The organism is Citrobacter koseri ATCC BAA-895, assembly GCF_000018045.1.
In the GTDB taxonomy this organism is placed as follows: Bacteria; Pseudomonadota; Gammaproteobacteria; order Enterobacterales; family Enterobacteriaceae; genus Citrobacter_B; species Citrobacter_B koseri.
This window is the reverse complement of record NC_009792.1, coordinates 4,262,658-4,278,285: the sequence shown is the minus strand read 5'-3', so window position 1 is coordinate 4,278,285 and position 15,628 is coordinate 4,262,658. Positions and strand designations below refer to the sequence as shown.

Below are 15,628 nucleotides of genomic sequence, written 5' to 3'. Positions count from 1 at the left end.
GCGCTTTTGTGCAGGCCGGATAAGGCGCGTTTGCGTCGCCGTCAGGCCTGGCAATAATGCCGGATGGCGGTGTAAACACCTTATCCGGCCTACAAGTTAACCGAGACACAGTAAAAAACCGGAGATGACTCCGGTTTTTTTATTACGTTAATTTGTCGCCGGGTATTCCTGAATGGTGACCTGGAGCGTCAGCTTTTTATCGTCACGCATCACAATCACCGGGATCACCGAACCTGGACGTATTTCAGCAACCTGATCCATAGTCTCCAGAGCGGAAACGGCAGGTTTGTTGTTGACTGAAATGATCACATCATTGACCTGAATACCCGCCTGCGCAGCCGGGCCATCCGGCGACACTTCATTGACCACAATCCCCTGGATTTGATCCATTCCGGCGCCCTGCGCATGCAGCGGCGCGATTTCTCGCCCACCGATGCCGATATAACCGCGAATCACGCGACCATCGCGGATCAGCTTATCCATAATCTTGGTCGCTAACTGGAACGGGATTGCAAAACCGATCCCTTCCGGCGTCTCGCCATCGTTACTCTTATCAAATGACAGGGTGTTAATGCCCATCAGTTCGCCCAGCGAATTAACCAGCGCTCCGCCGGAGTTACCGTGGTTGATGGAGGCGTCCGTTTGCAGGAAGTTTTGTCGTCCGGTTGGGTTCAGACCGATACGCCCGGTGGCGCTGATGATCCCCTGAGTAATGGTCTGCCCCAGGTTATACGGGTTGCCGATGGCCAGAACCACATCACCAATATGCGGTGAGCGTTTCGTGTTGATCGGGATTGTCGGCAGACCGCCCGTGGCATTAATCTTTAACACCGCCAGATCCGTCAGCGTATCCGAACCAACCAGCAGCGCTTCAAACACGCGTCCATCCTGTAGGGCGACAATGATCTGATCCGCATCGTTGATCACATGCTTATTGGTGATGATGTAACCGCGCTGATCCATGATCACGCCCGATCCCAGCGTGCGGATCTCAAGCTGATTATGCGTGGTGCTGTTCATACTGCGGTTATAAACGTTGACGACGGCAGGCGCGGCGCGGCGAACCGCCGAATTATAGCTGGCTGGCGTCTCATCCGCGCTGTCGAATTGCGGTGTGGTCAGGGTATTTATTTTGCGCAGCGAGGGCATGGCCGCCAACAGAATGGCACCCACAATAAGACCAATTGCGACCGAACGTAAGATCTTCACAAACATGATGGAGGCGTCATTAAAAAAGGGAACGGCAGCAGCATACCACGAGTTAACCGGACATCGCACGCGGGGCTGATGTCCGGTTAACGATGACTTAACGCAGGAGCAGGTAAATGTTCTCGTTACCGCGTACGACCTGTAGCGCAATAATCGATGGTTTCGCTTCCAGCACTTTGCGCATTTCCGCAATCGAGTGCACGCGATCGCGGTTAACGCTAATGATCACGTCATCTTTGTGCAAACCGGCCTGGGCGGCGGGACTGCTTTTTTCAACGTTATCAATTTTGATGCCTTTATTGCCGTCTTTTAACTGACCATCGCTCAGCGTTGCGCCCTGCAATGCCGGGGCGATCATCTCCGCGCTGGCGGAGGATGACGTGCTGGTGTCGAGGGTGACTTCGACTTCCAGCGGTTTGCCGTCGCGTAACATACCGAGCTTCACTTTCGTGCCGGGTTCCGTCGTTGCGATGCGTGAGCGCAGTTCGGCAAAGCTGCTCAGCGGCTTGCCGTTGAGACTGGTGATCACGTCGCCGGATTTCACACCCGCTTTCGCGGAACCTGAACCCGGGAGCACTTCGCTGATGAACGCCCCGCGCTGTACATCCAGCTTGAAGGCTTTGGCGATATCGGCGGTCAATTCCATGCCTTTAATTCCCAGCAGGCCGCGTTTAATTTCACCAAACTGAATCAGCTGTTGCGCCAGCGTGCGCGCCATATTACTCGGAATCGCAAACCCAATGCCGATGCTACCGCCGCCAGGTGCCAGAATAGCGGTGTTGATGCCGATCAGCTCGCCGTTGAGATTCAGCAGCGCGCCGCCGGAGTTGCCACGGTTAATCGAGGCGTCGGTTTGAATAAAGTTTTCCAGTCCTTCCAGATTCAGCCCGCTCCGGCCAAGCGCGGAGACAATGCCGGAGGTGGCGGTTTGCCCCAGACCAAACGGGTTGCCTACCGCGACGGCAAAGTCGCCGACGCGCAGTTTGTCGGAGTCGGCGATGGCGATTTGCGTCAGGTTGCTGGCGTTCTGGATTTGCAGCAGCGCGATGTCGCTCTGGTCGTCGCTGCCGATCAGTTTAGCGTCAAACTCGCGTCCGTCATTTAACTGAACGCTGATCTTCTGTGCCTGATTAATGACATGGTTATTGGTCAGAACGTAGCCTTTGGCGGCGTCAATGATGACGCCCGACCCCAGCCCTTCGAACGGCTGAGAGGGTTGATCAGGCAACTCGTCGCCAAAAAACTTTTTAAACTCTTCTGGAACCTTCTGACTTTGGGTCGCGGTTCCCTCAACCTTCACGCTAATCACGGCCGGCAGCACTTTTTCCAGCATTGGCGCGAGACTGGGGAGCGCCGCCTGACCGGGAATCTGCGCGGGTATCGATGCGACGGCCTGAAACGGTGCCGAGAGCGTTAACCCGACACTTAACGCTAATGCACTTAACAACGGGATTTGTTTTTTCATGGAGCCTGCTCTCGTACCTTGAGTGAACGGAAAGACGATTCAAAACAGTTTGATGTTATTGAATTTTCGGCCTGGTAACAATGAGGTTAATGACTAAATAATAGCTGGGACAGGAGAGAAGAGACGGGCGCAACCGCTGCGCCCGAAAAATTTCTTAACGATGTGCGATTAGTCGCGTTTTGCGCCACTACGCAGCAGGCCGGAAGCGCCTTCGGAATAGTCACGCGGCATCTGGACCGGCGCCTGATCGTTACTGGCTTCAGACTCCGCCAGACGGTTACGGAACGGGTTCGATTCCGCAGACAGTTCCGGCAGCAGGCTGCTGGAGCTTTTCGCCATGTGCTGATACAGCTGACGATAATCATGCGCCATGGTATCCAGCAGCTCGGCGCTGCGGGCAAAGTGGCTGACCAGCTCTTCACGATACTCTTCCAGCTCAGCTTTATTCTTTTCCAGTTCGTACTGCAATGCCTGCTGTTGGCGTAATTTACGATTACCAAAACGCATGACTACGGCACCAATGATGATACCGACGACTAACCCAATTAGCGCATATTCCCAGGTCATGAACATCTCCCGTTGTCTTTTGTTTCCGTAGGGTGTTGGCTTTAGGCTCCATGCCTGCGCCTGATTATGCCACTATAACCGCTAATCCCGTAGAAGTGGAATCCCGTGTTTATATCACGTAATGTAGAACGGCCTTTTTTTCGTCAGCCGTGAACGTCGGCACATCGATTTTCAAGGAATAACAATAACATCATGCAAAGCATTTCCCCCACATCGCGTTACCTTCAGGCCCTCAACGATGGCAGCCATCAACCCGACGACGTGCAAAAAGATGCGGTCAACCGACTGGAGTCGATTTACCAGGCGCTGATCGCCAAAACGCCTCCGGCGCCGCAAACCGGCGGACTGATGGCCCGTTTCGGTAAACTGCTTGGCAAACGTGAACCGTCAGCGAATGCGCCGGTGCGTGGTCTGTATATGTGGGGTGGGGTCGGGCGAGGGAAAACCTGGCTGATGGATCTCTTCTATCATAGTCTGCCGGGCGAGCGGAAACAGCGTCTGCATTTCCACCGCTTTATGCTGCGTGTGCATGAGGAGCTGACGGCGCTACAGGGGCAGACCGACCCGCTGGAGATTATTGCCGATCGTTTCAAAGCCGAAACGGATGTGCTCTGCTTTGATGAGTTTTTTGTTTCCGACATCACCGACGCGATGCTGCTTGGCGGCTTAATGAAAGCGCTGTTTGCCCGCGGCATTACCCTGGTGGCGACCTCGAACATCCCGCCGGATGAGCTGTACCGCAATGGCCTGCAACGTACCCGCTTCCTTCCGGCTATCGACGCTATCAAAGCGCATTGCGACATTATGAATGTGGATGCCGGGGTGGATTATCGTCTGCGCACGCTGACGCAGGCGCATTTGTGGCTCTCGCCGCGTAATGACGAAACGCAGCAACAGATGGATAAACTCTGGCTGGCGCTGGCGGGTGCGAAACGTGAGAATGCGCCAACGCTGGAGGTGAATCATCGTCCGTTACCGACGATGGGAGTGGAAAACCAGACGCTGGCGGTCTCCTTCGTCACCTTATGCGTAGACGCTCGCAGCCAGCATGACTATATTGCGCTGTCGCGCCTGTTCCATACGGTTCTGCTGTTTGATGTGCCGGTCATGACGCCGCTGATGGAAAGCGAAGCGCGCCGTTTTATCGCGCTGGTGGATGAATTCTACGAGCGCCATGTGAAGCTGGTGGTGAGCGCCGACGCGCCTTTATATGAGATCTATCAGGGCGAACGCCTGAAGTTTGAGTTCCAGCGCTGTTTGTCGCGTTTGCAGGAGATGCAGAGCGAGGAGTATCTGAAACGCTCGCATATGCCGTAGGCCGGATAAGGCGTTTCGCCGCCATCCGGCGCAGGTTGCCTGGTGGCGCTTCGCTTATCAGACCGGCAGAAATGCCCCGCACAAAACCCATTGCAAATCACAAAAAGGGGTCGATCTTTGCCCCTGACTTCTCTATAATCCTGCGACCCCACGTTACAAGAAAGTTTTTTTCCCAAAACTTTTTGTGTGCTGGCATTGGCTATTCGAAGGGGTAGGTTTGCCGGACTTTGTCGTGTGAACCTCAACAATTGAAAACGTTTGGGTGTTCACCAACGTGTAACTATCTATTGGGTAAGCTTTTAATGAAAACTTTTACAGCTAAACCAGAAACCGTAAAACGCGACTGGTACGTTGTTGACGCGACCGGTAAAACTCTGGGCCGTCTGGCTACTGAACTGGCTCTTCGCCTGCGCGGTAAGCACAAAGCGGAATACACTCCGCACGTCGATACCGGTGATTACATCATCGTTCTGAACGCTGACAAAGTTGCTGTAACCGGCAACAAGCGTACTGACAAAGTGTACTATCACCACACCGGTCACATCGGTGGTATCAAACAAGCGACCTTTGAAGAGATGATTGCTCGCCGTCCTGAGCGTGTGATTGAAATCGCGGTTAAAGGCATGCTGCCAAAAGGCCCGCTGGGTCGTGCTATGTTCCGTAAACTGAAAGTTTACGCTGGCAACGAGCACAACCACGCGGCACAGCAACCGCAAGTTCTTGACATCTAATCGGGATTATAGGCAATGGCTGAAAATCAATACTACGGCACTGGTCGCCGCAAAAGTTCCGCAGCTCGCGTGTTCATCAAACCGGGCAACGGCAAAATCGTTATCAACCAACGTTCTCTGGAACAGTACTTCGGTCGTGAAACTGCCCGCATGGTAGTTCGTCAGCCGCTGGAACTGGTCGACATGGTTGAGAAACTGGATCTGTACATCACTGTTAAAGGTGGTGGTATCTCTGGTCAGGCTGGTGCGATCCGTCACGGTATCACCCGCGCTCTGATGGAGTACGACGAGTCTCTGCGTTCTGAACTGCGTAAAGCTGGCTTCGTTACTCGTGACGCTCGTCAGGTTGAACGTAAGAAAGTCGGTCTGCGTAAAGCACGTCGTCGTCCGCAGTTCTCCAAACGTTAATGGGTTTCTGCTCCGGCAGATTACCATTGGCGAAAAAACCCGCTTCGGCGGGTTTTTTTATGGAAAAAATGCGCGTGTGTCCAAAGTAATCCTCTGATTGCCACCTCTTTTTCCCCATTTCCAGAATCGACTCACCACAAAGGTCACAAAATCTGGTAAACTATCATCCAATTTTCTGCCCAAATAACGGGTATTGTTCATTTTTTGTTTGCTTTTTGAACAATAATGACTTTTCCGCAGGCGGGTGACATAACTTCTGGCTGGCCACGCGGTGGCTGGTAGCAGTAAAAATTCTGAATATACCTGGAGGTTTTCATGGCTGTCGCTGCCAACAAACGTTCGGTAATGACGCTGTTTTCTGGTCCTACTGACATCTATAGCCATCAGGTCCGCATTGTGCTGGCGGAGAAAGGTGTTAGTTTCGAGATCGAGCATGTGGAGAAGGATAACCCACCTCAGGATCTGATTGACCTCAACCCGAGTCAGAGCGTACCGACCCTGGTGGATCGTGAGCTGACCCTGTGGGAATCTCGCATCATTATGGAATACCTGGATGAGCGTTTCCCTCATCCGCCGCTGATGCCGGTTTACCCGGTTGCGCGTGGCGAAAGCCGCCTGTACATGCACCGTATCGAAAAAGACTGGTACACGCTGATGAACGTCATCGTGAACGGGTCCGCTTCTGAAGCTGACGTTGCGCGTAAACAACTGCGTGAAGAGTTGCAGGCGATCGCGCCTGTGTTTGGTCAAAAACCGTATTTCCTGAGCGATGAGTTCAGCCTGGTTGATTGCTATCTGGCGCCGCTGCTGTGGCGTTTGCCGCAACTGGGTATTGAGTTCAGCGGTGCGGGCGCTAAAGAGCTGAAAGGCTATATGACCCGCGTCTTTGAACGTGACTCGTTCCTCGCTTCTTTAACTGAAGCTGAACGTGAAATGCGCCTCGGTCGGGGTTAATCAGTATGGATTTGTCACAGCTATCCCCACGCCGTCCATATTTGCTGCGTGCATTCTATGAATGGTTGCTGGATAACCAGCTCACGCCGCACCTGGTGGTGGATGTGACGCTGCCTGGCGTGCATGTCCCTATGGAATATGCGCGCGACGGGCAAATTGTTCTGAACATTGCTCCCCGTGCGGTTGGCAATCTGGAGTTGGCCAACGACGAAGTGCGTTTCAACGCGCGCTTTGGCGGCGTCCCACGCCAGGTCTCCGTACCGCTGGCTGCGGTACTGGCGATCTATGCGCGTGAAAACGGCGCAGGCACAATGTTTGAACCTGAAGCCGCTTACGATGAAGACGTCGCCAGCTTAAATGATGACGATGTAACGCCGGGCGCGGAGAGCGAAACGGTCATGTCCGTGATTGATGGTGATAAGCCCGATCATGACGATGACAACAATCCTGATGACGATCCGCCGCCGCCGCGTGGTGGTCGACCCGCATTACGCGTAGTGAAGTAACCAAGACAGACAGGCCCTGAGGGCCTGTTTTTTTTCACGCCTGCCACGATTTCACCCCACTTTCGATCCTGTGATAGGATGGCTTTAGTTGCTGTTTTCCTCGACGATTTACATAATGGACGCTATGAACGCATTTGATTCGCAAGCAGAAAATTCTCCGCCAACCATCGGCCGTAGTTTGCGCAGCCGTCCGCTGGCGCGTAAAAAACTGTCGGAAATGGTAGAAGAAGAACTGGAGCAGATGATTCGTCGCGGTGAATTCGGCGAAGGGGAGCAGCTGCCGTCTGAGCGGGAGTTGATGACCTTCTTCAACGTGGGCCGCCCGTCGGTGCGTGAAGCGCTTGCCGCGCTCAAGCGTAAAGGTCTGGTGCAAATCAATAACGGCGAACGCGCCCGCGTGTCACGGCCTTCTGCTGATACCATCATCAGCGAACTTTCCGGCATGGCGAAAGATTTCCTCTCGCACCCCGGCGGTATCGCCCACTTTGAGCAACTGCGCCTGTTCTTTGAATCAAGCCTTGTGCGCTATGCGGCGGAACACGCGACGGATGAGCAAATTGATCTGCTGGCGAAAGCCCTGGAGATCAACAGCCAGTCGCTGGACGATAACGCGCTCTTCATTCGTTCCGACGTCGAGTTTCACCGCGTGCTGGCGGAAATCCCCGGCAATCCGATCTTCATGGCGATTCATGTCGCGCTGCTGGACTGGCTGATCGCTGCGCGTCCTGCGGTCTCCGGGCAGGAGTTACATGAGCATAATAGCGTGAGTTATCAAGAGCATATCGCTATTGTCGATGCCATTCGTCGGCGCGATCCAGATGAAGCTGACCGCGCGCTGCAAACCCACCTCAATAGCGTATCCGCCACCTGGCACGCCTTCGATCAAAAGAAAAAATTGCGTTAGCGATCGCGATCCTGACGATCGTTTAGTGAAGTAGATCGCACTCTGTGCGTTCTGTACTGGGGTGCTGCTTATTTGATCTGGTATAACAGGTATAAAGGTATGTAGTCAGATAACACTAATCATCGACAGAGGTCGTTATGGCAAAAGATTTACGAGGCGTAATGCCAGCGTTGTTAACTCCTTTTGATAACCAGCAGAAACTGGATATTGAGAGCCTGCGCCGTCTGGTGCGTTTCAACATTGCACAGGGCATTGATGGGCTGTACGTCGGCGGCTCGACCGGAGAAGCGTTCGTTCAGAGCCGCGCAGAAAGAGAGCAGGTCCTGGAAATTGTGGCGGAAGAGGCGAAGGGCAAAGTGACGCTGATTGCCCATGTCGGTACGGTCAGTACCGAAGAGAGCCAGCAACTGGCCAGCGCGGCGCATCGTTACGGTTTTGATGCCGTTTCCGCCGTGACGCCGTTTTATTATCCGTTTAGCTTTGAAGAGCATTGCGATCACTACCGCGCCATTATCGATTCCGCTGAAGGATTGCCGATGGTGGTGTACAACATTCCTGCGCTGAGCGGCGTGAAGCTGACGCTGGATCAAATCAACACGCTGGTCACGCTGCCCGGCGTTGGCGCGCTGAAACAAACCTCCGGCGATCTCTATCAGATGGAGCAGATCCGCCGTGCGCATCCTGATCTGGTGCTCTACAACGGTTATGACGAAATCTTCGCTTCCGGTCTGCTGGCAGGCGCAGACGGGGGCATCGGCAGCACTTACAACATTATGGGCTGGCGTTATCAGGGGATTGTTAAGGCCTTGCAGGAAGGCGATGTAGCGAAAGCGCAGCATCTGCAAACCGAGTGCAATAAGGTCATCGATCTGCTCATTAAAACCGGCGTATTCCGTGGGCTGAAAACGGTGCTGCACTACATGGACGTGGTCTCCGTACCGCTGTGCCGTAAGCCGTTTTCGCCGGTTGATGAGAAGTATCTGCCTGAACTGAAAGCGCTGGCGCAGCAGTTAATGCAGGAACGCGGTTGACCGGTTGCCGGATAGCGCTAACGCTTATCCGGCCTACAAAATATGAAACGTAGGCCGGGTAAGGCGAGGCGAAGCCGCCATCCGGCAAAGCGACAATAAAAATCGTCGGGAGAATGAAAAATGAGTACTTCTACCCAGAATATCCCGTGGTATCGCCATCTCAACCGGGCGCAGTGGCGGGCATTTTCCGCCGCCTGGCTGGGATATTTGCTTGATGGTTTTGATTTTGTGTTGATTGCCCTTGTTCTGACGGAAGTACAGGGCGAGTTTGGGTTAACGACGGTTCAGGCGGCCAGCCTGATCTCGGCGGCGTTTATTTCCCGCTGGTTTGGCGGGCTGATGTTAGGTGCAATGGGTGACCGCTATGGCCGACGTCTGGCGATGGTCACCAGTATCATTCTTTTCTCTATGGGGACGCTGGCCTGCGGTTTTGCGCCCGGCTATACCACCATGTTTATCGCCCGTCTGGTGATCGGTATGGGAATGGCGGGCGAATATGGCTCCAGCGCCACCTATGTCATTGAAAGCTGGCCGAAGCACTTACGTAATAAAGCCAGTGGATTCCTGATTTCCGGTTTCTCCGTCGGGGCGGTCGTGGCGGCGCAGGTTTACAGCCTGGTGGTTCCGGTCTGGGGCTGGCGCGCGCTGTTCTTCATTGGCATTCTGCCGATCATTTTCGCGCTCTGGCTGCGTAAAAACATCCCTGAAGCGGAAGACTGGAAAGAGAAACACGAAGGCAAAGCGCCGGTGCGCACGATGGTGGATATCCTCTACCGGGGCGAACATCGCGTCGTCAATGTGCTGATGACGATCGCCGCCGCAACCGCACTGTGGTTCTGCTTTGCGGGCGACCTGCAAAACGCGGCGATCGTGGCGGTGTTAGGGTTACTGTGCGCCGTTATCTTCATCAGTTTTATGGTGCAAAGCAGCGGCAAACGCTGGCCAACGGGCGTGATGCTGATGATCGTGGTGCTCTTTGCTTTCCTCTATTCATGGCCGATTCAGGCGCTGCTGCCAACGTATCTGAAAACTGAACTGGCTTACGATCCGCACACCGTTGCGCAGGTGCTTTTCTTTAGCGGCTTTGGGGCGGCAGTCGGCTGCTGCGTGGGCGGTTTCCTCGGCGACTGGCTGGGTACGCGCAAAGCCTACGTTTGCAGTTTGCTGGCTTCCCAGGTGCTGATCATTCCGGTATTTGCGATTGGCGGCGCAAACGTCTGGGTACTGGGTCTGCTACTGTTTTTCCAGCAGATGCTGGGGCAGGGGATCTCCGGGATCTTACCGAAACTCATTGGCGGTTATTTTGATACCGACCAGCGAGCGGCAGGTCTGGGCTTTACCTATAACGTCGGCGCACTGGGCGGCGCGCTGGCCCCTATCCTCGGGGCGCTGATCGCACAGCGTCTGGATCTGGGCACCGCGCTGGGATCGCTCTCCTTCAGCCTGACCTTTGTGGTGATCCTGTTAATTGGGCTGGATATGCCGTCTCGCGTACAGCGCTGGCTGCGTCCTGAAGCATTACGTATGCATGATGCTATCGACGGAAAACCATTCAGTGGGGCCGTGCCGTTTGGCGGCGACAAAAGCGCCTTTGTAAAAACCAAAAGCTGATGAGGTTTGCCCGGCCAGTTTGCCGGGCGACCTGCGTAAGGAAGTGGATATGTCGTTACTTGAACAACTGGATAAAAACATTGCCGCCAATGGCGGGTTGATTGTCTCCTGCCAGCCGGTTCCAGGCAGCCCGCTGGATAAACCGGACATCGTGGCTGCGATGGCGCTGGCGGCGGAGCAGGCTGGCGCCGTCGCGCTACGCATTGAAGGCGTGGACAATTTGCGGGCGACCCGTGCGCTGGTCTCCGTACCGATTATCGGTATTCTCAAGCGTGATCTTGACGACTCCCCGGTACGCATCACGCCATTCCTTGAGGATGTGGATGCGCTGGCACAGGCCGGGGCGGATATTATTGCGGTTGACGGTACTGACCGTGTACGTCCGGCGACCGTCGATGCGCTGCTGGCGCGTATTCATCAGCACCAGTTGCTGGCGATGACCGACTGCTCGTCACTGGAGGATGGCTTAGCCTGTCAGCGACGTGGCGCGGAAATTATCGGCACCACGCTGTCGGGATACACCACGCCGGACACGCCGGACGAACCTGACCTCGCGCTGGTCAACGTCCTGCATGATGCCGGATGCCGGGTGATTGCCGAGGGGCGTTACAACACGCCGGCACAGGCCGCTGAAGCCATGCGTCACGGCGCGTGGGCGGTGACGGTGGGATCTGCCATTACGCGGCTGGAACATATTTGTCAGTGGTACAACACGGCATTGAAAAAGGCGACGTCATGAGCACGCTGGCGATCGATATTGGCGGCACCAAGCTGGCTGCCGCGCGGGTGGATGATGATTTACGCATCCGCGAACGACGTGAATTGCCGACCCCCGCCAGCAAAACGCCTGATGCGCTGCGAGAGGCGCTAAAAGTGCTGGTTGAACCGCTGCAAACGACCGCGCAGCGGGTGGCGATAGCCTCTACCGGCATTATCAGAGAAGGCGCGCTACTGGCGATAAATCCGCATAACCTGGGCGGTCTGCTGCATTTTCCGTTGGTGCCGACGTTAGAAGATCTTACCGGTCTGCCGACGCTGGCGGTGAATGACGCGCAGGCGGCGGCATGGGCGGAATACCATGCCCTTGCGTCTGATGTCCGCGATATGGTGTTTATTACTGTGTCGACCGGTGTTGGCGGCGGCGTGGTGAGCGACGGCAGATTGCTCACCGGGATGAGCGGTCTGGCCGGGCATCTGGGGCATACGCTGGCCGATCCGCAGGGGCCGGTTTGCGGGTGCGGACGGCGCGGCTGTGTGGAGGCTATCGCCTCAGGACGCGGCATTGCGGCAGCGGCGCAGGGTTCCCTGGCCGGGTGCGACGCCAGAACTGTCTTTGCACATGCGGCTGCCGGGAACGAACAGGCCGTGCGTCTGGTTCAGCACTCCGCGCAGGTTGTCGCTCGGTTAATTGCCGATGTTAAAGCGACAACGGATTGCCAGCAGGTGGTTATTGGCGGCAGCGTAGGGTTAGCTGAGGGATATCTGGCGCAGGTACGCCACTTTCTGGCGCAGGAGCCGGCGGTTTATCAGGTGGCGTTGAGCGCAGCGCATTACCGACATGACGCGGGGCTACTGGGTGCCGCGTTGTTAGCTCAGGGAGATAAATGATGTTGATGGGAGAAATTCAGTCGTTACCGTCTGCCGGGCTGCATCCGGTATTGCTGGATGCGTTAACCCTGGCGCTGACGGCAAGGCCGCAGGAGAAAACGCCCGGGCGCTACGAATTGCAGGGCGACGATGTGTTTATGAATGTGATGCAGTTTGCCACGCAGTCGCCGCAGGAGAAAAAAGCGGAGCTGCATGTGCAGTACATCGACATTCAGCTGTTATTGACGGGTGAGGAGCGCATTCTGTTTGGCGTAGTCGGGTCAGCGCGCGAATGCGAGGAGCTGCATGGTGAAGAGGATTACCAGCTTTGCCGCCACATCCATGAACAGCAGTCCATTACGCTGACACCGGGGATGTTCTCCGTGTTTATGCCGGGGGAACCCCATAAGCCCGGGTGTATGGCTGGCGAGTCAGGGGAGATTAAGAAAGCTGTGGTGAAGGTGCGCGCCAGCTTATTAGAGGCATGAAAATACCGGATGGTTTATAGCCATCCGGTGTAACGTTTTATATCTTCCGATAGTGCATAATCCCGTCAGTCGAGTTGTTGAAAATTCAGCTCGTGACGCAGTGCTTTTCCTGATGTGCAAAATAAATTGGTTATTCAGTTGATTCAACTTGCTGTGCAGTCAGTGCTATTTGTGAACGAATGAGCTCATCTGCCAGTAGTTTTTCGTCAGGCAACTGCACTTTGTACTCGCTCGCCATGATGGTATTCGGCAGGCCGTTCAGCGCGTAATGCGCTTCCCCCGCGCCTTTTCCTGCGCACAAAACCAACCCGACGGGCGGGTTTTCTCCCGGCATTGTCCAGTGCTCTTTGGCATAGTTCAGGTACATATTCATCTGCCCGGCATCCGCATAACTGAATTTGCCGACCTTCAGGTCAACGAGCAACAGGCAACGCAAGCGGCGATGGAAGAACAACAGATCGACGCGGAACCAACTATCGTCTATGCGTAATCGGCGCTGGCGGCCGACAAAAGCAAAATCGTCACCAAGCTCCAGCATAAAGTCCATCAGGTGACTGAGCAGCGCCTCTTCGAGATCCGACTCGGAATACTCGTCCTTCAGGTTAAGAAATTCCAGAATAAACGGGTCGCGTATGGCTCGCTCCGGCAAGACTGTTGGCTCAGCGGGCGCAGGCTGCTGCAACATGGCGGATTTGTCATGGGACAGTAGCGTTCGTTCGTAAAATAGGGTGGCGATTTGCCGATCGAGTTGCCGCACAGACCAGCCGTTACGTAGCGTCTCTTTCTCGTAAAAAGTGCGGGCATCGGGATTTTTTACCGACAGTAAACGCACGTAAGCTGACCAGGGAAGCGGAAAAACTTTAGCGAGTTGTATCAAATGTGAAGATTCCGCAGACACTGTCTGCGGAATTTCAATATACTGAAAACATAGATAAAATGTTCTCATTTGCCACAGATTCCTGGTGGAAAATCCACGCTTATAGCGCTGGCTTAAATCTGCGGATAACCGCTCAATGAGTTGAATACCATAAGCCGCTCGTGCTTCGCCGCCTTGTTCAAACTCGACAATTCTCCTGCCGATTTCCCAGTAGGTTGCCGTCATCAAAGCATTAATACTGCGGACGGCCTCGGTATGGGCATTGTCCACTAATCGAATAATACCGTCATGGATTTGCTGATAATCGTCAGCGTGTTGAAGTGGTGTTGGTACAGTCATGTCATCCCTGGCGCGATAGTTGTGAAATGAAAAATATATCGCTACCAATACGCTTCAGGCATATTCCGGTCAATCCAGGAGAGGTGTATTACATTGAGTTACAGCCGTATTTGCGAGCGGCTTTCGAAGAATGAATTCGCATATATTTAGCAGAGAAATATTGGCTCCCCATCCATCAGCGTCAGGCTGTGGCAGGGGAGCCAGAAGTATTACACTTCCAGGTAATTCAGGATACCGTCTGCCGCTTTACGGCCTTCGGCAATTGCCGTGACCACCAGATCCGAGCCTCGCACGATGTCGCCACCGGCGAAGATTTTCGGGTTGCTGGTCTGGAAGGCGTTTTCATTACCTTCCGGCGCGATAATCCGCCCCTGGGAGTCCAGCTCCACGCTGTGTTTCGCCAGCCACGCCATGCTGTGCGGGCGGAAACCAAACGCCATTACCACCGCATCTGCCGGGATCACATGCTCGGAACCGGCGACGATTTCCGCACGACGACGACCTTTCGCGTCCGGCGCGCCCATTTCGGTACGCACCATCTTCACGCCGCTTACTTTACCGTTGGCATTCACTTCTACGCCCAGCGGCTGCACGTTGAACTGGAATTCGACCCCTTCTTCGCGCGCGTTTTTCACTTCGCGTCTGGAGCCTGGCATGTTCTCTTCGTCACGACGATAGGCGCAGGTGACGTGCGTCGCGCCCTGGCGAACCGAGGTACGCACGCAGTCCATCGCGGTGTCGCCGCCGCCCAGTACCACGACGCGTTTGCCTTCCATACTGACGAACGGTTCGTCAGTGGTTTCGCCAAAGCCCATGATCTGTTTGGTGTTGGCAATCAGGAACGGCAGGGCATCGAACACGCCGTCGGCATCTTCGTTTTCCAGCCCGCCGCGCATTGATTGATAGGTGCCAACGCCGAGGAACACCGCATCGTACTCTGCCAGCAAGTCGTCCAGCTGCACGTCGCGACCCACTTCGGTATTCAGTTTGAACTCAATGCCCATGCCGGTGAAGATCTCACGACGGCGGGTCATCACCTCTTTTTCCAGCTTGAAAGCCGGGATACCGAACGTCAGCAAACCGCCGATTTCCGGGTGACGGTCAAAGACCACCGCCTTCACGCCGTTACGGGTGAGTACGTCGGCACAGGCCAGCCCTGCCGGGCCCGCGCCGATAATCGCCACGCGTTTGTCGGTCTGACGCACGCCAGTCATGTCCGGGCGCCAGCCCATTTCGAACGCTTTATCGTTGATATAACGCTCGATGTTGCCGATAGTCACTGCGCCGAACTCGTCGTTGAGCGTACAGGAGCCCTCGCACAAACGATCCTGCGGGCAGACGCGGCCGCACACTTCCGGCAGCGTGTTGGTCTGGTGAGACAACTCCGCCGCTTCGAAAATACGTCCTTCGTTCGCCAGCTTCAGCCAGTTCGGGATGTAGTTATGTACCGGGCACTTCCACTCGCAGTACGGGTTGCCGCAGGAGAGGCAGCGATCTGCCTGCGCTTTGGCCTGGCCTTCGGAAAACGGTTCGTAAATTTCAACAAACTCGATTTTGCGGATCTTCAGCGCCTTCTTCGGCGGATCAACACGTTGCAGGTCGATAAATTGGTATACGTTCTGACTCATTGCTCT

General features: G+C 55.0%; 16 protein-coding genes. 11 read left to right on the top strand and 5 right to left on the bottom strand.

Features of this window, described 5'->3' with window-relative positions:
* Window positions 1-147: 147 nt before the first annotated feature.
* The 3 genes from degS to zapG all read right to left on the bottom strand — a co-directional run bounded on the left by degS (window position 148) and on the right by zapG (window position 3,241).
* Window positions 148-1,215 carry an outer membrane-stress sensor serine endopeptidase DegS gene (degS, locus tag CKO_RS19770; protein WP_012135367.1) on the bottom strand — a complete coding sequence of 356 codons (1,068 nt, stop codon included), beginning with the start codon at window positions 1,213-1,215 and terminating at the stop codon, window positions 148-150.
* Between the two features lie 91 nt (window positions 1,216-1,306).
* A complete protein-coding gene (degQ, locus tag CKO_RS19765; protein WP_012135366.1) occupies window positions 1,307-2,674 on the bottom strand; it encodes a serine endoprotease DegQ in 1,368 nt (455 codons plus the stop codon).
* A 168-nt stretch (window positions 2,675-2,842) separates the two neighbouring features.
* Window positions 2,843-3,241: a Z-ring associated protein ZapG gene (zapG, locus tag CKO_RS19760; protein WP_024130992.1), complete on the bottom strand. Its 399-nt coding sequence runs from the start codon at window positions 3,239-3,241 to the stop codon at window positions 2,843-2,845.
* A 192-nt stretch (window positions 3,242-3,433) separates the two neighbouring features.
* Here zapG and zapE point away from each other — a divergent pair, with 192 nt between their 5' ends.
* The 11 genes from zapE to nanQ all read left to right on the top strand — a co-directional run bounded on the left by zapE (window position 3,434) and on the right by nanQ (window position 12,778).
* Window positions 3,434-4,558, top strand: a complete 1,125-nt coding sequence (gene zapE / locus CKO_RS19755) for a cell division protein ZapE (protein ID WP_012135363.1) — start codon at window positions 3,434-3,436, stop codon at window positions 4,556-4,558.
* Between the two features lie 302 nt (window positions 4,559-4,860).
* Window positions 4,861-5,289 carry a 50S ribosomal protein L13 gene (gene rplM / locus CKO_RS19750; RefSeq protein ID WP_000847556.1) on the top strand — a complete coding sequence of 143 codons (429 nt, stop codon included), beginning with the start codon at window positions 4,861-4,863 and terminating at the stop codon, window positions 5,287-5,289.
* 15 nt (window positions 5,290-5,304) lie between these two features.
* Window positions 5,305-5,697: a 30S ribosomal protein S9 gene (gene rpsI, locus CKO_RS19745; RefSeq protein WP_000829818.1), complete on the top strand. Its 393-nt coding sequence runs from the start codon at window positions 5,305-5,307 to the stop codon at window positions 5,695-5,697.
* A gap of 315 nt (window positions 5,698-6,012) precedes the next feature.
* Window positions 6,013-6,651 carry a stringent starvation protein SspA gene (sspA, locus tag CKO_RS19740; RefSeq protein WP_012135361.1) on the top strand — a complete coding sequence of 213 codons (639 nt, stop codon included), beginning with the start codon at window positions 6,013-6,015 and terminating at the stop codon, window positions 6,649-6,651.
* 5 nt (window positions 6,652-6,656) lie between these two features.
* Entirely contained in the window at window positions 6,657-7,157 is a 501-nt protein-coding gene (sspB, locus tag CKO_RS19735) for a ClpXP protease specificity-enhancing factor (protein WP_012135360.1), read from the top strand.
* A 115-nt stretch (window positions 7,158-7,272) separates the two neighbouring features.
* Window positions 7,273-8,061: a transcriptional regulator NanR gene (gene nanR / locus CKO_RS19730; RefSeq protein ID WP_012135359.1), complete on the top strand. Its 789-nt coding sequence runs from the start codon at window positions 7,273-7,275 to the stop codon at window positions 8,059-8,061.
* A 137-nt stretch (window positions 8,062-8,198) separates the two neighbouring features.
* On the top strand, window positions 8,199-9,092 hold the full coding sequence (gene nanA / locus CKO_RS19725) for an N-acetylneuraminate lyase (protein ID WP_012135358.1): 894 nt from the start codon (window positions 8,199-8,201) through the stop codon (window positions 9,090-9,092).
* Window positions 9,093-9,212: 120 nt separating this feature from the next.
* Window positions 9,213-10,703 carry a sialic acid transporter NanT gene (nanT, locus tag CKO_RS19720; protein WP_012135356.1) on the top strand — a complete coding sequence of 497 codons (1,491 nt, stop codon included), beginning with the start codon at window positions 9,213-9,215 and terminating at the stop codon, window positions 10,701-10,703.
* 49 nt (window positions 10,704-10,752) lie between these two features.
* A complete protein-coding gene (locus CKO_RS19715) occupies window positions 10,753-11,442 on the top strand; it encodes an N-acetylmannosamine-6-phosphate 2-epimerase (protein WP_024130990.1) in 690 nt (229 codons plus the stop codon).
* Window positions 11,439-12,311: an N-acetylmannosamine kinase gene (gene nanK / locus CKO_RS19710; protein WP_012135354.1), complete on the top strand. Its 873-nt coding sequence runs from the start codon at window positions 11,439-11,441 to the stop codon at window positions 12,309-12,311. The genes CKO_RS19715 and nanK overlap by 4 nt, the downstream gene beginning before the upstream one ends.
* Complete coding sequence (gene nanQ, locus CKO_RS19705) at window positions 12,311-12,778, top strand: N-acetylneuraminate anomerase (RefSeq protein ID WP_024130989.1); 468 nt, start codon at window positions 12,311-12,313, stop codon at window positions 12,776-12,778. The genes nanK and nanQ overlap by 1 nt, the downstream gene beginning before the upstream one ends.
* 130 nt (window positions 12,779-12,908) lie before the next feature.
* Here nanQ and CKO_RS19700 read toward each other — a convergent pair whose 3' ends face one another.
* Both CKO_RS19700 and gltD read right to left on the bottom strand, forming a co-directional pair.
* On the bottom strand, window positions 12,909-13,994 hold the full coding sequence (locus CKO_RS19700; protein ID WP_012135352.1) for a PDDEXK nuclease domain-containing protein: 1,086 nt from the start codon (window positions 13,992-13,994) through the stop codon (window positions 12,909-12,911).
* Between the two features lie 209 nt (window positions 13,995-14,203).
* Complete coding sequence (gltD, locus tag CKO_RS19695; protein WP_012135351.1) at window positions 14,204-15,622, bottom strand: glutamate synthase subunit GltD; 1,419 nt, start codon at window positions 15,620-15,622, stop codon at window positions 14,204-14,206.
* Between the last annotated feature and the right edge of the window lie 6 nt (window positions 15,623-15,628).